The sequence below is a fragment of the Campylobacter sp. JMF_08 NE1 genome, from assembly GCF_027737875.1.
Lineage (GTDB): Bacteria > Campylobacterota > Campylobacteria > Campylobacterales > Campylobacteraceae > Campylobacter_B.
On sequence record NZ_JAOVUC010000005.1, the window covers coordinates 47,873 to 65,080 of the forward strand.

21 protein-coding genes are annotated in these 17,208 nt (G+C 41.0%); 12 read left to right on the forward strand and 9 right to left on the reverse strand.

Features of this window, described 5'->3' with window-relative positions; all coding sequences use genetic code 11:
* Positions 1 to 125 precede the first annotated feature (125 nt).
* The 3 genes from OFN91_RS05325 to gltX are packed head-to-tail and all read right to left on the reverse strand — an operon-like array spanning position 126 to position 3,362.
* Positions 126 to 1,784, reverse strand: coding sequence for a transglycosylase SLT domain-containing protein (locus OFN91_RS05325; RefSeq protein WP_270873529.1), 1,659 nt, complete (start codon positions 1,782 to 1,784; stop codon positions 126 to 128).
* Entirely contained in the window at positions 1,781 to 2,068 is a 288-nt protein-coding gene (locus OFN91_RS05330; protein ID WP_270858206.1) for a YggT family protein, read from the reverse strand. Before OFN91_RS05330 ends, OFN91_RS05325 begins: the two co-directional genes overlap by 4 nt.
* On the reverse strand, positions 2,055 to 3,362 hold the full coding sequence (gene gltX / locus OFN91_RS05335) for a glutamate--tRNA ligase (protein WP_270873530.1): 1,308 nt from the start codon (positions 3,360 to 3,362) through the stop codon (positions 2,055 to 2,057). The genes OFN91_RS05330 and gltX overlap by 14 nt, the downstream gene beginning before the upstream one ends.
* Positions 3,363 to 3,486: 124 nt before the next feature.
* Here gltX and mscL point away from each other — a divergent pair, with 124 nt between their 5' ends.
* The 6 genes from mscL to OFN91_RS05365 all read left to right on the forward strand — a co-directional run bounded on the left by mscL (position 3,487) and on the right by OFN91_RS05365 (position 8,939).
* The gene (gene mscL / locus OFN91_RS05340) at positions 3,487 to 3,885 is read left to right on the forward strand and encodes a large-conductance mechanosensitive channel protein MscL (RefSeq protein WP_270858204.1); all 399 of its coding nucleotides are present in this window, start codon (positions 3,487 to 3,489) and stop codon (positions 3,883 to 3,885) included.
* Position 3,886: 1 nt separating this feature from the next.
* Positions 3,887 to 4,525: a Crp/Fnr family transcriptional regulator gene (locus tag OFN91_RS05345; protein ID WP_270865135.1), complete on the forward strand. Its 639-nt coding sequence runs from the start codon at positions 3,887 to 3,889 to the stop codon at positions 4,523 to 4,525.
* Positions 4,526 to 4,537: 12 nt separating this feature from the next.
* Positions 4,538 to 5,662, forward strand: coding sequence for a metallophosphoesterase (locus tag OFN91_RS05350; RefSeq protein ID WP_270873531.1), 1,125 nt, complete (start codon positions 4,538 to 4,540; stop codon positions 5,660 to 5,662).
* Positions 5,662 to 6,567: an archaetidylserine decarboxylase gene (asd, locus tag OFN91_RS05355; protein ID WP_270873532.1), complete on the forward strand. Its 906-nt coding sequence runs from the start codon at positions 5,662 to 5,664 to the stop codon at positions 6,565 to 6,567. The genes OFN91_RS05350 and asd overlap by 1 nt, the downstream gene beginning before the upstream one ends.
* A 63-nt stretch (positions 6,568 to 6,630) precedes the next feature.
* Entirely contained in the window at positions 6,631 to 7,077 is a 447-nt protein-coding gene (locus OFN91_RS05360) for a type II secretion system protein (protein WP_270873533.1), read from the forward strand.
* A complete protein-coding gene (locus tag OFN91_RS05365; RefSeq protein WP_442868052.1) occupies positions 7,065 to 8,939 on the forward strand; it encodes a primosomal protein N' in 1,875 nt (624 codons plus the stop codon). The genes OFN91_RS05360 and OFN91_RS05365 overlap by 13 nt, the downstream gene beginning before the upstream one ends.
* Here the strand turns inward: OFN91_RS05365 and ybeY are convergent.
* A complete protein-coding gene (gene ybeY, locus OFN91_RS05370; RefSeq protein WP_270873535.1) occupies positions 8,936 to 9,355 on the reverse strand; it encodes an rRNA maturation RNase YbeY in 420 nt (139 codons plus the stop codon). The two genes, OFN91_RS05365 and ybeY, sit on opposite strands and share 4 nt — an antisense overlap.
* Before the next feature lie 55 nt (positions 9,356 to 9,410).
* Between ybeY and queC the strand changes: the two genes are divergently transcribed.
* A complete protein-coding gene (queC, locus tag OFN91_RS05375) occupies positions 9,411 to 10,088 on the forward strand; it encodes a 7-cyano-7-deazaguanine synthase QueC (protein ID WP_270873536.1) in 678 nt (225 codons plus the stop codon).
* 124 nt (positions 10,089 to 10,212) lie between these two features.
* Positions 10,213 to 10,446, forward strand: a complete 234-nt coding sequence (locus tag OFN91_RS05380) for a hypothetical protein (protein ID WP_270873537.1) — start codon at positions 10,213 to 10,215, stop codon at positions 10,444 to 10,446.
* Between the two features lie 43 nt (positions 10,447 to 10,489).
* Here OFN91_RS05380 and OFN91_RS05385 read toward each other — a convergent pair whose 3' ends face one another.
* The 3 genes from OFN91_RS05385 to OFN91_RS05395 form a co-directional block, all read right to left on the reverse strand.
* On the reverse strand, positions 10,490 to 11,380 hold the full coding sequence (locus OFN91_RS05385; RefSeq protein ID WP_270873538.1) for a hypothetical protein: 891 nt from the start codon (positions 11,378 to 11,380) through the stop codon (positions 10,490 to 10,492).
* 314 nt (positions 11,381 to 11,694) lie between these two features.
* Positions 11,695 to 12,579 (reverse strand): KPN_02809 family neutral zinc metallopeptidase, encoded by an 885-nt coding sequence (ypfJ, locus tag OFN91_RS05390; protein WP_270873539.1) that lies wholly within the window; start codon positions 12,577 to 12,579, stop codon positions 11,695 to 11,697.
* Between the two features lie 71 nt (positions 12,580 to 12,650).
* Positions 12,651 to 13,169 (reverse strand): hypothetical protein, encoded by a 519-nt coding sequence (locus tag OFN91_RS05395; RefSeq protein WP_270873540.1) that lies wholly within the window; start codon positions 13,167 to 13,169, stop codon positions 12,651 to 12,653.
* Positions 13,170 to 13,259: 90 nt separating this feature from the next.
* Here OFN91_RS05395 and mobB point away from each other — a divergent pair, with 90 nt between their 5' ends.
* The 4 genes from mobB to OFN91_RS05415 are packed head-to-tail and all read left to right on the forward strand — an operon-like array spanning position 13,260 to position 15,450.
* Complete coding sequence (gene mobB, locus OFN91_RS05400) at positions 13,260 to 13,748, forward strand: molybdopterin-guanine dinucleotide biosynthesis protein B (protein ID WP_270873541.1); 489 nt, start codon at positions 13,260 to 13,262, stop codon at positions 13,746 to 13,748.
* Positions 13,749 to 13,760: 12 nt separating this feature from the next.
* Positions 13,761 to 14,612, forward strand: coding sequence for a class 1 fructose-bisphosphatase (locus OFN91_RS05405; protein WP_270873542.1), 852 nt, complete (start codon positions 13,761 to 13,763; stop codon positions 14,610 to 14,612).
* Entirely contained in the window at positions 14,612 to 14,815 is a 204-nt protein-coding gene (locus tag OFN91_RS05410; RefSeq protein ID WP_270858212.1) for a hypothetical protein, read from the forward strand. Before OFN91_RS05405 ends, OFN91_RS05410 begins: the two co-directional genes overlap by 1 nt.
* A gap of 35 nt (positions 14,816 to 14,850) precedes the next feature.
* Positions 14,851 to 15,450 (forward strand): LysE family translocator, encoded by a 600-nt coding sequence (locus OFN91_RS05415; protein WP_270873543.1) that lies wholly within the window; start codon positions 14,851 to 14,853, stop codon positions 15,448 to 15,450.
* A 26-nt stretch (positions 15,451 to 15,476) separates the two neighbouring features.
* On the opposite strand, the gene OFN91_RS05420 is transcribed toward OFN91_RS05415, so the two are convergent.
* Both OFN91_RS05420 and OFN91_RS05425 read right to left on the reverse strand, forming a co-directional pair.
* Positions 15,477 to 16,355: a hypothetical protein gene (locus OFN91_RS05420; RefSeq protein ID WP_270873544.1), complete on the reverse strand. Its 879-nt coding sequence runs from the start codon at positions 16,353 to 16,355 to the stop codon at positions 15,477 to 15,479.
* Positions 16,348 to 17,160, reverse strand: coding sequence for a M23 family metallopeptidase (locus OFN91_RS05425; RefSeq protein ID WP_270865123.1), 813 nt, complete (start codon positions 17,158 to 17,160; stop codon positions 16,348 to 16,350). Before OFN91_RS05425 ends, OFN91_RS05420 begins: the two co-directional genes overlap by 8 nt.
* Between the last annotated feature and the right edge of the window lie 48 nt (positions 17,161 to 17,208).

Sequence of the window (17,208 nt, forward strand, 5' to 3'; positions counted from 1 at the left end):
TGCTTCGGCAAAGCGTCTTGACGCTTTGCTTTTGCTCGCAATGACAGCAAATTTACACGCTTTAAATTTTATACTCGTAGATTGCCTTGAAACGGCTTACGCCGTTTCTTTCAATGGCAATAAATTTAGCGGATTTTATCACTCTTGCTTGGGATTAAGAGCTTATCTAGCTCCTCGCGCACGCTTACCTTTGAATTTGGGTTTAAAATATGCGAATAAATCACATAATTTGCCAAAACCTTCTTGCCATAATCCCTGCTCTCAGCAAAAGTTACTAGCTCCATTGACAAAAACGGCTCGTATTTTCCCCTCTTAAACAAATCTGCGCGTTTTAGAAGTTTGCTCGTAAATCCTAGTCCGCCATTGTATGCGTATGCGATAAAAACGGGGCTAAGTAGCTTGGTTTCGAGTGTGTCGATATGAATATTGGCGAATTTGTAGGCGATTTTTGGATCAAACATCATATCTTGATCCCAGCCCTCGATACTAACCTGCTTTTTGGCGATATCGTTCGCTACAAATGGCATAAACTGCATCATACCAAGCGCATACGAGGTCGAAACGGCACTTGGGATAAAGCGTGATTCTTGGCGGCCAAGGGCTAAAATCAGCGCTTGGCGGTGCAAATCAGTAGTGCCGATATGCTCCATAAATGGCGTTAGATAATAGTTGTCGCGCCCGCCATTAGCCTTATTCATTATATATGCCCACTCGCCAAGGCTCTCTTTGGTGTCGAATTTCTTCGCAAACTCCAAAAGCTCCGCTTTGCCCATTTTATCGGCTTTGGCCTTGGTGCGAACCCAGTTAAATGGGTTTTTGATATCATAGTTTGAAATTTTATCGCGCGCTGGGGTTGGATTTATGATATTTAGGCTTTTATCGCCTAAAATTTCCTTTGCGTAGAGCGAATAGAGGCTATAATAGTTGCTTTTGGCAAGCTCGCGCAAGATATTTTCATCTTTGCTTAGCAAATAGACCCAAAATTTCGCATTGTGCGAGTTATGCACGCTCTCTATCGTAGCTGCTGCGCGCCCAAAATACGCCAAAGCCTGCGCCTCATCGCCATAAGTTAGAGCATTTACGCCGAGCAAAAACGCGATTTCTTTATCCACTTTTTGCGGATCAATTCCTAGCATAGATTGGCGCAAATTTGGATATTTGCGCTTGATTACGGCGTCTTCAAGCACACTTTTAAAGCCAGAGAGTTGCGCCATATCTGTGATAAAAGCGGGGCTTGCGTTTATGTTTAGCAAGCTCTCATCGCCCTTGAATTGATAATATGCAAAATAATTTTGCGCATGACCACTCTCTTTAAAATACTGCGCCGGCGAGCCTGAATTAAAGCCTTTTAGCAAATTTATTGCACTCATCGCGCCCAAATTTCCGCTATTTTCAAATTTGCTAATTAATGCCGAGCGAGTTTTGGGGCTTAGCTTTGCCACAAACGCTGGATAACTTCTTGCTTTTTGGCAGGTTAAATTCGCGTCTAGTATATTCGCACTCGTTACACCTGCGCACTTATCTGGCTTTGGCAGAGCTTTAAACGCGCCTAAAATTTTATCAAGTTCCTTTTTTATTTTGCCACGATATCGGTAAATTCCAGCCTTTCTAAGGGCTTTTAGCTCGTTTTTGTCGTATTTGGTCTCGGTGGCTAGGCGGTAAATGTAATAATCTTTCGCCAAAGATTTTGGCTCGTTTTTTATCTCTTCGTAGCTTTTGACATTTGCTACGGCAAAACTCGCGCAGAGTGCCACCGCTAGGCTAAATTTAAATAAAATTTTCAAAAAACACTCCTTTGTAAGGCATAAATTATCGCATTATCAATCACGCTAAGGCCGATTAAAATCACAAGCGGGGCGAAATCAAACCCGCCAAGCGTGGTTGGGATATACCTGCGCACGAGTTTGAAAGCCGGGGTTGTAAGCTTGTAGATCGCTTGGACAAATTTGTTAAACGGATTTGGGCGTATGAAGCTAAGCACGCAGGCAACAAACACAAGCAAAATGTAGGCTTGTATGGCGTAGTGCAGAGTGATTAAAACGCCGTAAATTAGGCTATTTGCTAGCATTTAGGATTTCCTTGATTGATGATTTTATAAGCGGGTAAAGTTCATTTAGTTCTGGTCCGTGAGGCGCGCCTGTAAGAAGCAATCTAAGTGGCATAAAAAACGCCTTGCCTTTGAGAGCGGTTTTTTCCATAAGAATTGTTTTTAACTCGTTAAATTCGGCTGGAATTTGGGCTAAATTTAAAATTTCATTTCGCAAAATTTCAGCGTTTTGGCTAAATTCGCTTGGAATTTCTTTTTGGCTAAAAATTGCGCTAATTTTTGCTTTGATTTCTGGGATTAGGCTGGATTCTTGGGTGTAAAATTTCACTAACTCTACCTTGCTTTCATCTACGCCAAAAAGCTCGCAAATGCGCTTAGCGCTCGCTCTTTTGATATGTTCGCGGTTGATAAATGCAAGCTTGTCGATGTCAAATTTAGCAGGTGCTTTTGAAATTTTGGTGATATCGAAAAACTCCACCGCTTCTTCGATACTAAAAACCTCGCACGGGGTTTTATTTCCAAGCAAAACCAAATAATTCGCAATCGCCTCAGGCAAAAATCCAGTATCTAGCATCCATTTTACGCTACTTGCGTCGTCGCGTTTGGACATTTTCTTGCCATCAGGCCCCAAAATAATCGGCAAATGCGCGTATGAAATCTCGTCTGTGTATCCCAAACACTCCCTAATCCAGTTTTGTTTCGGGGTGTTGCTGACATGATCCTCGCCCCTGATTACAAATGTTACACCCTCTAACATATCATCAGTGGCGCAAGCGAAATTATATGTCGGGGTCTTATCCGCGCGCATGATGACGAAACTATCGATATTTTCGGGCTCGAAGCTAATCTCGCCTTTGATAGCGTCTGTGAATTTCAAAACTCTGGTTGGTTTTTTAAGTCTAATTGTAAATGGCTTTGGATTGTCTATGACCTCAGCGTCACTTAAATGCTCGCAAGTCCCGTCGTAGCGATACGCTACGCCCTTTTCTTTGGCTTTTTCTTTTTTCTCTGCTAGTTCTTCTTCGCTACAAAAGCAGCAAAACGCCTTGCCTTCTTGGAGCAGTTTAGCGGCGAATTCTTGGTGAAATTTTAAATTTTTGCTTTGATAATACAGCGTTTGCCATTTGATACCAAAAAGGGTTAAAATTTCCATTATATCTTTGTCTTTGCCCTCGATATTGCGGGCAGTATCGGTATCCTCGATACGCAAAATAAATCCACTTTTATCTTGAAGCGAGCGGATATAGTTAAAAATCGCGGCGCGTAAGTTTCCAATGTGCATATCGCCTGTGGGTGATGGCGCAAATCTATACATAAATTTTCCTTTTCTTTATTAAATTTCAAAATTCGCCATTATACTTTTTTCTACCTAATAAAAAGCAAAAAGTAAGCAAAATTAGGTTATTATCTATCCTTTTATTTCCCAAAGGAGGCTTTTAATGAGCTTTATTCAAGAATTCAAAGAATTCGCAATGAAAGGCAATGTCATCGATATGGCAGTGGGTGTGGTCATCGGTGGAGCCTTTGGCAAGATCGTAACTTCACTAGTAGGTGATGTCATTATGCCAATCGTCGGAGTTATCACAGGTGGTATGAATTTTACCGATTTAAAAATCGTTTTAAAAGAGGCTGTGGGCGAAACACCAGCCGTGACGATAAATTACGGCTCATTTATCCAAACAGCGGTTGATTTTATCATTATCGCATTTTGTATTTTTTGCGCGATTAAGGCGATCAACAAGCTTAAAAAAGAAAAACCAGCCGAGCCTGAGGCGCCAGCTGAGCCTAGCGAAGATATCAAACTTCTAAGCGAAATCAGGGATTTACTAAAAAAATAATATGGAAATTTTGAAATTTATCCCTTTTTTTAAGGGGCTTGATGAGGCCAAAATCGAGCGATTAGCGCAGATTAGTAGCAAAAAGGCTTTTAAAAAGGGAGAAATTTTATTTTATGAGGGCGATACAAGCTCTCATTTAATCATCTTGCTTAAAGGCACAATCGAGATTTACAAAACAGCCCCTAGTGGCAAGGAAATCTATATCCACGAAATTCGCCCGATGTCTTTCGTGGCTGAGGCTGTAAATTTCGAAAATATCCCCTATCCAGCCAGCGCGCGCTTTGCTAGCGGTGGCGAGGTTTTAAAAATAGATTATGAAAAATTTGTCGAAGAATTTTTGAGCGAGCCTGAGATTTGCATTAGCATTATAAAATCAATTTCGGCGAAGCTTAGGGCGCTAGAATTTGCGTTTGAAAACAGCGTCGTGCTACCTAGCGAGGCAAAAATATCAAAGTTTATCATCGAAAATTTTGATATTTTTACCAGCTCAAAACACATTAAAATCGCCAAAATTTTAAATATCACCCCAGAGACATTTTCTCGCACGATTACGAAATTTAAAAAATCTGGCGCGCTTTTGGTCGATAAAGATGGCGAAATTTCGGGCTTTGATAGAGAAAAATTAGAAAAATTTATCTGATTTGGAGTAAGAGTGAAAATCCCATATATTTTTCCAATTGTAGCCACGACGCTCTTTGTTTTTTTGAATTTATACATTTACAAATCAATCTCAGCTAGGTTTGAAATTTATGATAAATTCAAAAAAATAAAGCCGTTTTTGATAGTTTTTTGCCTATTTTTGGTGATTTTCGAGGGTATGTTTTTTACTAGAAGCGTTTTTGTCGGCGCACTAAAAGATGAAATTTTATACAAAATTTGCGTCGTTTGCGTGGCTAGTAGCTTTTCGCTTTTCTTTTTGTGCCTAGCCTATGATATTTTAAATGTGAGTGCAAAATTTGCCAAATTTAGCGAGAGTAGGCGCAAATTTATTAAAATTTGCGTAGATGTAACCTTCGTAATAATGGCGTTTAGCTACCTTTTTAAGGGCTTTTACAACGCGCTTAAAACTCCGAAAATCAACGAGGTCGATATCAAAATCAAAAATCTAAGCCAGGATCTGAATTTGGCAGTGGTGAGCGACATACACTTGGGCGAGTTTTTGAAAAAAGATTTTTTGCAGACTATCGTAGCGCAGATAAACGCTACCAGCCACGACGGCGTGTGTATCGTGGGCGATATGTTTGATTTGCGTTCTCACGAGCTAGGCGATATTTTGGAGCCTTTGCGCGAACTAAAAAAGCCTGTGTTTTTCGTGACAGGAAATCACGAGTATTACAGAGGCGCGAAGGGCTTAATCGAAGCTTTGGAGCGCGAGGGCGTGAGGGTTTTGCAAAACGAGAGCGTGGAGTTTATGGGGATAAATCTGCTTGGCACGCACGATTTAAGCGGTGTGAGATTTAATGAATTAGAGCCGAATTTCAGGGCAGCCCTAAAAATGGCAGATCCAAATAAACCTAAAATTTTGCTCGCTCATCAGCCAAAATTTATAAATTTACATGTAAAAGATGAGGTGGATTTGTGTATTTGCGGACACACGCACGGCGGGCAAATTTTCCCATTTAGCCTGCTTGTAGCACTCGATCAAAAATATGTCCATGGGCTATATAATGACGGAGCGAAGCAAATTTATGTGAGCAGTGGGGCTGGATTTTGGGGGCCTCCGATGAGGATTTTTGCCGATGCAGAAATCGCGCTACTAAGACTAAGGAGAGAGTGATGAAAAAGCTAATTTCACGCTGTTTTGGGGTCATCGCTGGGGTAAAATTTCCGCGCCCTGTGCAGAAGTTTATAAATCAAAAATACATTGACGCTTTTGAGATTGATATGAGCGAATTTTTAGGCGCAGGTGATTACGATAGCCTAAATGCGCTATTTACGAGGCGTTTGGTGAGGGAGCGTGAAATTTGCGCCGAGCCTAGCGCGTTTTTGAGCCCGAGCGACGGAGTGATTTTTGAGTGTGGGCGCACGAGTGATTTTAGCGCGTTTAGCATAAAGGGGCATAAATACGATATTTGGGAGCTTTTGGGGCTTAAATCTTGGGCTGGGGATTTGCAAAAGCAAAATTCCGAAATTTTTATTAGTTTGCTAAATTTAGATGATATGAAAACTTCCAGAGATTTTAAAATGTCGGCGGATTTGATATACACAAACATCTATCTAAGCCCAAAAGACTATCATCACTATCACGCTCCATGCGATCTTAGCGTCATTGGTGCGCTATATATCCCGGGCGAGCTTCACAGCGTGGCAAAAAAATATCTGCTAAAAGTGCCAAATCTCTATGCTAAAAACGAGCGCGTGGTTCTGCTCTGCAAAATGAGCAATGGCGGGCTTTTGTGGCTGGTTTTTGTAGGGGCGCTAAATGTAGGCAAGATGAAATTTGACTTCGATGAGAGGATTCAAACTAACGCTAAGGCTAACGATAAGGCTAGGGAAATTTTAAATTTTGATTATAATAAATTCGATTATGGCGAGGGCGTGAGCTTTAAAAAGGGCGAACATATCGGGAATTTCGAGCTTGGCTCTACGATAGTGATGATTGCCGAGGAGGAATTTTTGGAGTTTGAAATTTCACAAGGGCAAAGGGTAAAATTTGCGCAAAAAATCGCTAGCTTAAAATAATTTAAAGCTAGCTTAATTTTATTTTGGCTATACTTAAATCTATTTTAAATCAAAGGATTTAATATGAAAAACGCATTTACTATGATTGAGTTGGTTTTTGTTATCGTTGTGCTCGGCATTTTAGCAGGTGTTGCTGTGCCTAGACTAGCCGTCACCAGAGACGACGCAATGAGTGCAAAAATAAGAGGCGATGTAGCGGCTATCAGAACTGGTATTGCACTAAAAAAAGCTGAAATGCAGTTAGAAGGCAATGCTAGTTGGCCTGTATTAGAAAGCACTGGTTCAGGTTTATTTGACAATATTTTGCAAAATGATATTCCTGATGCAGGTAAAGATCTTAGAAATGGTTGGCATCGTAATGAAAACGGAACTTATCAAGCATGTGTGGCTAAGAATTGCACAACATTTACATATTATCGAACAAGAGCAGAAGCTGACGCTAAGGGTGTCAAGGTTGGCACTTTTGATTGCGTTCATACAGATAAAAACTGTCAAGCATTAGCAGAATAAGCTTGTATTACTATGAAATTGCGGTTTTAGGGGCAAGACTAAAACCGCTTACCTATTTTTCAAATTCACAAATTTCACCATATCAAATAGTTCAAATTCCCGTAAAAAACGCCCAAAAACGCGGTGTAATTTTGCGCGAAGTGCCAAAACCTGAGTTTTGCACGAAAGAAATCACCGAGATTTTACCTCTAAATTTCACGCCGTTTCAGGTGGAGCTGGCGCAGTTTATTTCGCATTTTTATATCTGCGAAATCGGCGTGGCGTTTGGAGTTTTTGAGCCAAATTCGAGCATAAATTGCGCGCCTTGCGAAAAGCTAAATTTCACAAAAACGCCAAATTTGACCCCAGAGCAGACAAAAGCTCTAAATTTTGCCAAGCAAAACGCCGTTTCGCTGATTTTTGGCGATACAGGAAGTGGCAAAAGCGAGGTTTATATCTCGCTCATAGCAGAAATTTTAAACTCTGGCAAACAAGCGTTATTTTTAATGCCAGAAATCTCGCTCACACCGCAAATGACGAAGCGCTTGCAAGGGTATTTCGGCGAGGCTCTTGGCGTGTGGCACTCCAAAATCACCCCCGCTAAAAAACGCCAAATTTTAGCCGATTTTTTCGCAGGCAAAATTCGCCTTATCGCAGGCGCGCGCTCGGCGCTGTTTTTGCCGTTTCATAACCTTGGCGCGATTATCGTCGATGAGGAGCACGATGATAGCTACAAATCGGCCTCTGCTCCACGCATAAATGCCCGTGATCTCGCGATTTTCGCCGCGCACAAATGTGGCGTTAAAACCGTGCTTGGCTCAGCCACGCCCTCGCTCACAAGCTTTGCCAAACAGCCAAATTTCAGGCTCAAAGGCACCTATCACGCCACGCACAAACGCTACATTTACGACGAGAGCGAAACTTCCCTTACGCCCAAAATAAAAAAAGAAATCAGCGCAAGTCTAGGCGCAAATCGCCAAGTGGTGGTGTTTTTGCCCACACGCGCAAATTTCAAATATATGGTTTGCAAGAGTTGTGGCGAGATTATCAAATGCCCGTTTTGCTCCGTGGGTATGAGCTATCACGAAAAGGAAAAGGCGCTAAAATGCCATTATTGCGGATACAGCGCGTTTTACAAACAGCCTTGTGCTAAATGTGGCAAAAGCGTAAGTGAGGCCAAAAAAATGGGCACTAGCGAGCTTTTAAAGGAGCTAAAAGCAAATTTCCCTGAGGCAAAAATCGCTAAATTTGACCGCGATGAGATTACGACCCAAAGAAAGCTAGAAACCCTACTAAACGACTTTAACGCCCATAAAATCGACATTTTGGTAGGCACGCAAATGCTTAGCAAGGGGCATGATTACCATGGCGTGGATTTGGCGGTGATTATGGGGATTGATGAGCATTTGAACTACCCTGATTTTAGGGCGCGCGAAAAGACCCTAGCCCTTGGCATGCAAGTAGCAGGTAGAGCCGGCAGGAAGGGCGAAGGCAGGGTCGTGATACAGACTCTGCAAAGGGCGTTTTTCGAGGATTTTTTGCAGGATTATGACGCTTTTTTAGAAGAAGAAAGCGAGGATCGAGATCCGCTATATCCGCCATACACTAGGCTTTTGCGTGTTTTAATCTCGCATAAAAACGAGGCAGAGGCGGCTAAAATTTGCGCTAGCGGGCTTGAAATTTTGCACAGCGCGCTAAAAGCTAAAAAACTAGCCAATTTGCAAATCATAGGGCACGGCAAGGCTGGAATTGCGCTGATTGCGGGCAAATTTCGCTACGAAATACTGCTTCGTGCTACCACGCACACGCCGCTTTTAAAGGCTGGCGCACTTCTAGCACATTTGCCCGTTGAGATCGATATGGATCCGATTAATTTTTCTTAAATTTCATCTGTTCGCACGATTAGGCTTTTTGGAAGGTTAAATTTAGCGATGATTTCGCACTCTTTTTCGCGCATTTGCCCGTTATCAATTTCGTGATCAAAACCCAAAATATGCAAAAGTCCGTGTGTGAATAAAAGCGCGATTTCATCGTTATTTGAGTGCGAAAATTCTAACGCTTTTTGCTCTACTAAATCCAAATTTATCACAACAGAGCCTATCGGGGCAGTATTCGCACCACCTGGCACAATTTCAAGCGGAAAACTAAGCACATCGGTGGTTTTATCGACCCCCCGCGCGCTTTTGTTGATTTCGCGCATTTCCTCGCTTCGCACGAAGACTAGCTCGACCGCACCTGCGCTAAGCGTGGCTAAAATTTCGTCCAAAATTTTTGGGTAATTTTCTTCACAAAGTATCAATTTCAAGCCCTTTAAATCAAAATTTGCCTATAATTCTACCAAAAAAGGATTAAATTTGAAAAAAGCTTTATGTATCATCAGTGGCGGTATGGATAGCGCGACTTGCGCGTATATCGCCAAAAACGCAGGTTATGAGGTCATTGGAGTGCATTTTGATTATGCTCAGCGCACGCAGGATAAAGAGCGCGAGTGTTTCGAGAGAATTTGCGATGATTTAGGCGCGCAGAGGCGATACACGCTAGATGCTAGATTTATCGCGCAAATCGGCGCAAACTCGCTTACAGATACGAGCCTAGAAGTGCGAAAGGGCGCAAACATCGACAAAAACGAGATCCCAAACACCTATGTGCCGTTTCGAAACGGCGTGTTTTTGAGTATCGCGGGCGCGCTTGCCGAGCGTGAGGGGTGTGAGGCGATTTTCATCGGCGTGGTGCAGGAGGATAGTAGCGGATATCCTGATTGCACGGCGGAATTTATCGCAAAAATGCAAAGCGCGATAAATGCGGGCACTTCGCCGAATTTTAGTGTGGATATTAAAACGCCTTTGGTGCATTTGAACAAGGGCGAGATTGTGGCGCGTGCGCTTGAAAACGGCGTAAATTTGGGACTTACTTGGAGTTGTTACACAAACTCGCACAAGGCTTGTGGCGTGTGCGATAGCTGTCAATTGCGCCTAAATGGCTTTGCAAAAGCCGGCGTAAAAGATCCAATCGAGTATGAAATCGAAATTTGATTTACTAGCGGATTTGGCGATACTGCCCCGAATTTCGCCGTTATTGTGATTACAAAGAACTGTTTTACAAAGATGAAGCAATCTGCAAAAACCAAATAAAACCTTTGAAATTTTTGGGAAAGATTTGGAAAATTTAGCCAAAGAAGTTGATAAAAGTTTTGGCAAATTTTTTGGTGATGTAAATGCCATTTTAAACGAAAATATTGATAATGGCGAACTTGAAAAGATGTTTGGCGACATTTTAGAAAATTTAAATAAAAGTTTTCAAATGCACTTTAACGACCAAAATTCGAGCAATAAAAATAAAAAACCAAACATACAAATCGAAGTCCTGCCTGAAAATCCGATTAGGATTTGAAAATTTGCTTTAAAAATATAAATGGTGGGCAAATATGCCCACCTTACGATACTAATTCCTTAAATTTTAATAAATACTTTATTATGTCTTTGTGGTATTTAATTTTATCTTGTAACCTGCCATCTTCATTTAACCAAAGCACACTTGCTTTTAAAGACTTTATTTTTCTATAAAACTCAGTATTGATTAAAGAATTTTGTCTGTTTGGGTTTTGATAAATAAAGAATTCTTCATAGTTCTTAAATATAATAAAATCAATTTTGCTTTTGTTATAAAATTTCATTTTATATGGAATTTTATATACACTTGTTTCAAATGGCATGTTAATATCTATTTTGTCAAATAAAATATCATCTTTATTTCCATACACGCTGTGCCAAATTAAACCGCATTGAATAATGTATTCATCATTATTCATATCTATTACGAGTGGCTGTTCATGATATTTCAATAAATTTAATGGAGCTAAAAACGATAAATCTACAAATAAAATATTTATTTCATTTTCTTTGAATTGTTTTTCATCTTCTTTTATCATATTGATTTTACTTATTACATTGGCAAGTATTATATCTTCATCGTATCCAAATGGGCAACAAGAAGTTATATCTATATGACAATTTTTAAATTTTGTAGCCCCTGCTGATATAGAAGTTGTTTTTTTATTAGATTTGGTTTCTTGTTGCGTATTTACTTCTATATTTACATTTATACCATTAAAATCATAGGAATAATCAGCGGTTGCTTCTTTTGCATTTATATCATTATTACATATTAGTTTGTCGCAAAAATCAGATTGTTTAAAAAAAATATACGCATTTAATTCACCCAAATTAGCAATTATATCGTTGCATTTATTTTTAATTTTTTCTTTATTATTGTGGTCACTTTCAGAGATTTGTAGGGCACTTTCTATGATAGATTCATTTGTCATTTTAATCCTTTAAAATTAGTTTCGCAAGGTGGGCATCCTTGCCCGCCAAAATTAAATTTTATTTTCATCGTCATCGCAAAAAGCGAATTTTTATTTTTGTGAGCAAGGATGCCAATCCTACAATACTTTCAATACAGAATTTATTAAATTTGAATAACAAATGCCGACGATTTCACACAAAGCTCATCAAAAGATAAGACTTGTTTTTGTCTATCGTTGTGAGCTTTGTGTGAAAGCTAGGCTCGTTTCAATTCCGAATTTAAAAAACCCGTGCAGGGTCGCAAAAATTCGCCAAATTTACTGAAATTCCTATTTTACCAACTCTCCAAGCCCGTCAAACACGCACTCAAATCGCCCGTTTTAAAGCCTTTATAAAACCACTCTTTTCTTTGTGCGCCACTTCCATGCGTGAAAGAATCCGGCACCACATACCCACGCGCCTTTTTTTGCAATGTATCATCGCCTATCATCGTGGCGGCATTTAGGGCTTCTTCCAAGTCGCCATCTTCTAAAATTTTGTATTGATGATGTCCCCAAATACCCGCCAAACAATCGGCTTGAAGCTCCACTCTAACCTGAATCGCGTTTGCCCCAGCTTCGTTTGTTCTGGCCTTTAATTTATCGGCGTTAGATAAAATTCCTAGCAGGTTTTGCACATGGTGTCCCACTTCGTGCGCGATGACATAGCCTTGCGCGAAATCGCCAGCTGCGTGGTGTTTTTTCGCCAAATCAGAGAAAAAATCCGTATCCAAATAAATCCTAGTATCAGCTGGGCAGTAAAACGGCCCAACTTGCGAGCTAGCATACCCGCACCCGCTTCTTGTCGCGCCGTGGAATAAAAGCAGTCTTGGCTCAGAGTATTTCGCGCCGTATTTCGCAAAAATCGTGCCCCAAACATCTTCGGTTTGCCTTAGCACGGTAGAGACGAAATCCTTGGCTTCCTGCGCTGCTTCGTTGTTTTCGAATTTACTAGCCGCAGCTCCACCGCCAGCAGAGGTAAAATTTAGCAAATTTAGCGGATTATAACCCATAAACGCCGCTACCACGCCAAGGGCTAGGACGATTCTGCCAAATTTCGTTTTTACCAAAAATTTCACCACAGGAATCAAAAGCGCGAGATTTACTCCGCCTCCGCCACCACCGCTACTAGCCCTCATATCGTCGATATTTGAGCTTTTATTTCCGCCACGCCATTTCATTTTTTATCCTTCAAATTTGAATTTTTAAAATTTTATCACAAATTTCATTTCTAGCAAAATTTACGCCCACTCTAATCATCGAGTTTGAGCTTAGGGTGCCAATACATCGACTTTGAAACCTTGCGAAATTTCACACTCGCATTTAGGTCGTTTGAGGTCGTAAAGCTAAGCACGAGATTATCTTTTTGCGTTTTTGGCGCGCTGATTTTGTAGCGATTAGACCACGCGATTTTAAAAACCTCTTTGCTAGCTAGTTCGCTCTCATCGGCGATTAGCTCCACACTGACATTTTCGTCACTTCCATTTACACGCACATTTTTAATCTCGATCTCTTTTGGATACGAGGTTAGCAAGAAAAACTCATCTTCTCTTTCGTTGCGAATCTCAGGCATTGTGGGGTTTAGATAGGTCGCCACGCCCAGGTATCTATCGCCCTCTTTGACGCTTTCGAATTTTTGCGTATATGCCATAAACTCGTTTTTGACCGGGTCATGAGGGACTTTTTCTTTGTTAGCGCACGAGCAAATTCCTAGCGCAAACAGCCCTAAAATCAGAGTGTGCGTAAATTTTGAAATAGTTAAATTTTGCATTTTTCTTCCTTTAAATTTTGGCGTATATTATCAAATTTTGCTTTTTAAAAGGCTAAATTTGATACAATCAAGGTTTTTTAAGGGAGAGAGATGAAAAGACTAGCCATTGCGTTTTCAGGTCCGTCAAACACTGGCAAAACAACGCTAATTTGCAAGGTAGCGCAAATTTTTATCGAGCAAAATTTAAAGGTCGCTATCGTCAAACACGACCCCAAAGACAAGGCCAAATTTGACACCGAGGGCAAGGACAGCGCGAAATTTAGCGCAGTTGGCGCAGATGTGGCGGTCGTAAGCCCTACGCGCACGACATATTTTTTGAAACAAATGCGAAATTTAGACGAAATTATCGCTGGATTTGGTGATTTTGATATTTTGATTGTGGAGGGTCTAAAAACACTGCCCCTGCCACGAATCAGCCTATTTAGGGACAAAATCGACGAGGCGTATTTGCCGTTTTCGCAAGCCATTGCGACAAATCTGCCAAGAGCGCAAATGGATAAAGCTTGCCCTGTAAATTTCGACATAAACGACGCGCAAAGTATCGCAAAATGGATACTTGATAATGCTAAAAAAGTTTAAAAAGGAGAGAGTATGCAAGAAATCGTAAAAACAATAGAAAAAATCGCCGTTTTAATCAGCGAAGAGCTAAAATACGCTGATTTCGGCTACGCTAGCACGCAAAATTCCACTGGCGACACACAGCTTAAACTCGATGTGCTAAGCGATATGATAATCGAGCGCGAATTTCGCGGCGTAGAGTGCGTAAAGGCGCTAATTAGCGAAGAAAAAGAGGAAATGCTAAGCATTAATGAAAACGGCAAATTTATAGTAGCTTACGATCCGCTCGACGGATCTAGCCTAGTAGATGTAAATTTCGCCGTGGGCTCGATTTTTGCGATTTATGAGGGCGAAATTTCACCAAGCTCATTGCGCGGAGCAGTGTATAGCGTGTATGGCCCTAGAATCGAGCTTTGCGTATGTTTAGGCGATACTCCGAAGCTATACAGGCTTGGCAGGGAGGGCAAATTTGCCTTCGCAAAAGAGCTAATTTTAAACGAAAAAGGCAAACTAAACGCCACGGGAGCGACGCAAAAAGGTTGGAGCGATACGCACAGAGTGCTCGTAAAAACGCTATTTGACGAGGGTTATCGCCTCAGATACTCAGGAGCCATGGTCAGCGACCTGCACCAAATTTTGCTAAAAGGTGGTGGGCTATTTAGCTATCCAGCCACGAGCGATCACCCAGCAGGCAAGCTTCGCATGGCGTTTGAAGTGTTGCCGTTCGCCTATATCTACGAGCGTGCTGGCGGTGCTACTAGCGACGGAAAAAACAATTCGCTTTTAGAGCTTGAAATTTCAAAAATTCACCAAACCACTCCGTGTTTTTTCGGATCGAAATATGAAATTGCTAAAATGCACGAAATTTATCAAAGTGAAAAATAATGTCAGAAAATAACCAAGAACGCGATATTTTCGAGCAAATTTTAGACAAAAATTTAGCCATTTTGCAAGATTGCCAAGCGCAAAATGGCTTGCAAAGTTGTAGCCAGTGCGAAAAAATCCTAGACTGCCAAACGCGCGATAAGTATGTCAAGGCCGTGTTTGAGAGCATGTCCAAAGGTAGCACTGGCGATTTTGAATTTTAAATTTTAATTTCACACTAAAAATTTAAAGGAAATTGATGAACGCCTTTATAAACGGCATTTTAATGGGCTTTGGCGTGAGTGTGCCAATCGGTCCGATTAATGTTTTGATTATGTCTTACGCGCTGCAAAGCTACACAAAAGCCCTTTGCTTGGGGCTTGGCGCAATGAGTGCGGATATGGTTTATCTAGCACTTAGTGCATTTGGGATTTCACAACTTGCCAAAATTCCGCTTGTATTTGCGATTATTTCGGTGTTTGGGGCGTGTTTTTTGCTATATATTGCGTATGGAATTTACAAAAGCGCGCGCAACACACCCGAAATCAAAAGCGTCGAGCTTGGCACGCACGCCAAAATTTACTCAAAAGGCTTTTTTCTAAATTTGCTAAATCCTTATGTGATTATGTTTTGGCTCAGTGTCTCCGCTAGCGTGAGTAGCGAAAATTTCGCTCTCTCGCTGCTAGGGCTTTTTGTAGCGATTTTATCGTGGATTACGCTTTTTCCGCTTGTGATCTATAAAAACAGAGCGCGCCTGCCAGATAGCGTGGCTAGGGCGTTTGCTTACATTTCTACGGCGATTTTGGTGTTTTATGCTGCAAAACTTCTTTGGGGAGTGGTGAAAAATTTAATCGCTTAAATTTAAGCGATTAAATTTTGAAGCGATTATCTATCTGTCTTTAAAATATCGACCAAAACGCCGTCAAATTCGTCTTGTTTATACATTTTTATCTCTTTGACGACGCTAGCGTTATCGTCCGTGATGACGCGGTTATTTACCAAAGTATCCTCGATGAGTTTGAAGACAAAGGCGTGGTTGCTGATATCTGCCATTTGGCTTTTAAAGCCCATAGATAGGCACACAGGACCCTCTATGCGCACGCCACGCAAATCTTTGGCGACATACAAATTCGCGATTGTGCGAACCATTTTTTTCGCCATTTGCGCGTGTTCAGATGAGTTTATGACATCATTTAGTCCGAAATTTTCCATTAAAAGCGGAATTTTCACCCTAGCTAGGATTCCTAATTTTTCGTCACTGCAACTTTTGCGCAAAAACGAAATTCTCACCTTGCATGGGATTTTTGTGTTTTTCTTGCGCACGGCCACTGGCGTGAAATACTGCGCGCTTTTGCTCTGCGATTTAGCGGCAGCTGTTTTCGAGCCCTCGTAAATTTCTTGCAAGGTTTTATTTTTAGACGCTAGGTTAAATTTCGGCTTGCTTTTGACCGATTTTTTTGTAGCACTTTGCAAATCCTGCTCCATACTAGCCTCGCCAGTGATTCCGGCACTCGTGGCTGGTTTTGCCCCCTCGCGCAAAATAGATAAGAAATTTGCCTTGATTTTTTCGATTTGTTCTGGGCTTAGGCTCATTTTGTCATTGAGGCTCTCTACGCCAAATTGTCTTGGGAGGAAATTTATGATTTTTTTATCTCGCCCTACTATGCGCACGCGCCCTTTTACCGAGTCTTTGAGCGTATATTCGCTACCTTCGATCAACTCTTTTATCAACTCTTTTGGGGTTAATTTTTTGTTTTCACTCATTTTCAAACACCACTTTATTAAATTTATTTATAAAATCCAAAGGATTCACACTCACACCATTTATAGCGATCCCGAAGTGCAAATGTGGCCCACTCACGCGCCCGCTAGCACCGCTTAGCCCTAGCTTATCGCCACCGCCTATTTTATCACCTACTTTTACCAAAATTTTACTTAAATGATAATACTGCGAATACACGCCAGCACCATGGTCTATCACCACAGAACCACCAGCGTAATATCTGTCCTTTGCTATCACGACCACGCCCTCGCCCACACTATGCACATCTGTGCCCATAGCAGCGCGGTAATCCGTGCCTGAATGGTAGCTTTTCAACTCGCCATTAAAGGTGCGCGCATTGCCAAATGCGGATGTAATTTTAGCATTTGAAGGTAATAAAAAAGGTTTTTGTAATAAAATTTTTGGCGTAGTTTTAGCGTAAATTTTGTTTGCTTCGGCTAGTTCGCGCTCTATGCGAGCTTTGGCCTCTTTTGGCGGTTTTACCTTAGAGGGAGCGACGGAAAATGCCTCGCTTTTGTAATCGCCTTTGATTAAATTTATAATCTCGGTTGTGGTTTTGCCATCTTGGGTGATTTTAAGTTTGATATCGTTTTTGGCTCTGTAATTTGCAGCGATAATTGCAATTTTTTCATCACTACCCAGTGAATTTACGAGGGGAATTTTTTTGCCATTTGCTAAAATTTCACTCGTGTTTTTGTTAAATTTCAAAACAATTGCTTCACCATTTACTATCGATAAAGCAAAAATTTTAACTGCGCATAATGCTAAAATCGCCAAAATTTTCATTATTTTCCCAAAAATTTGTTATTTTTCATCAATTTTTTGTTAAAAATT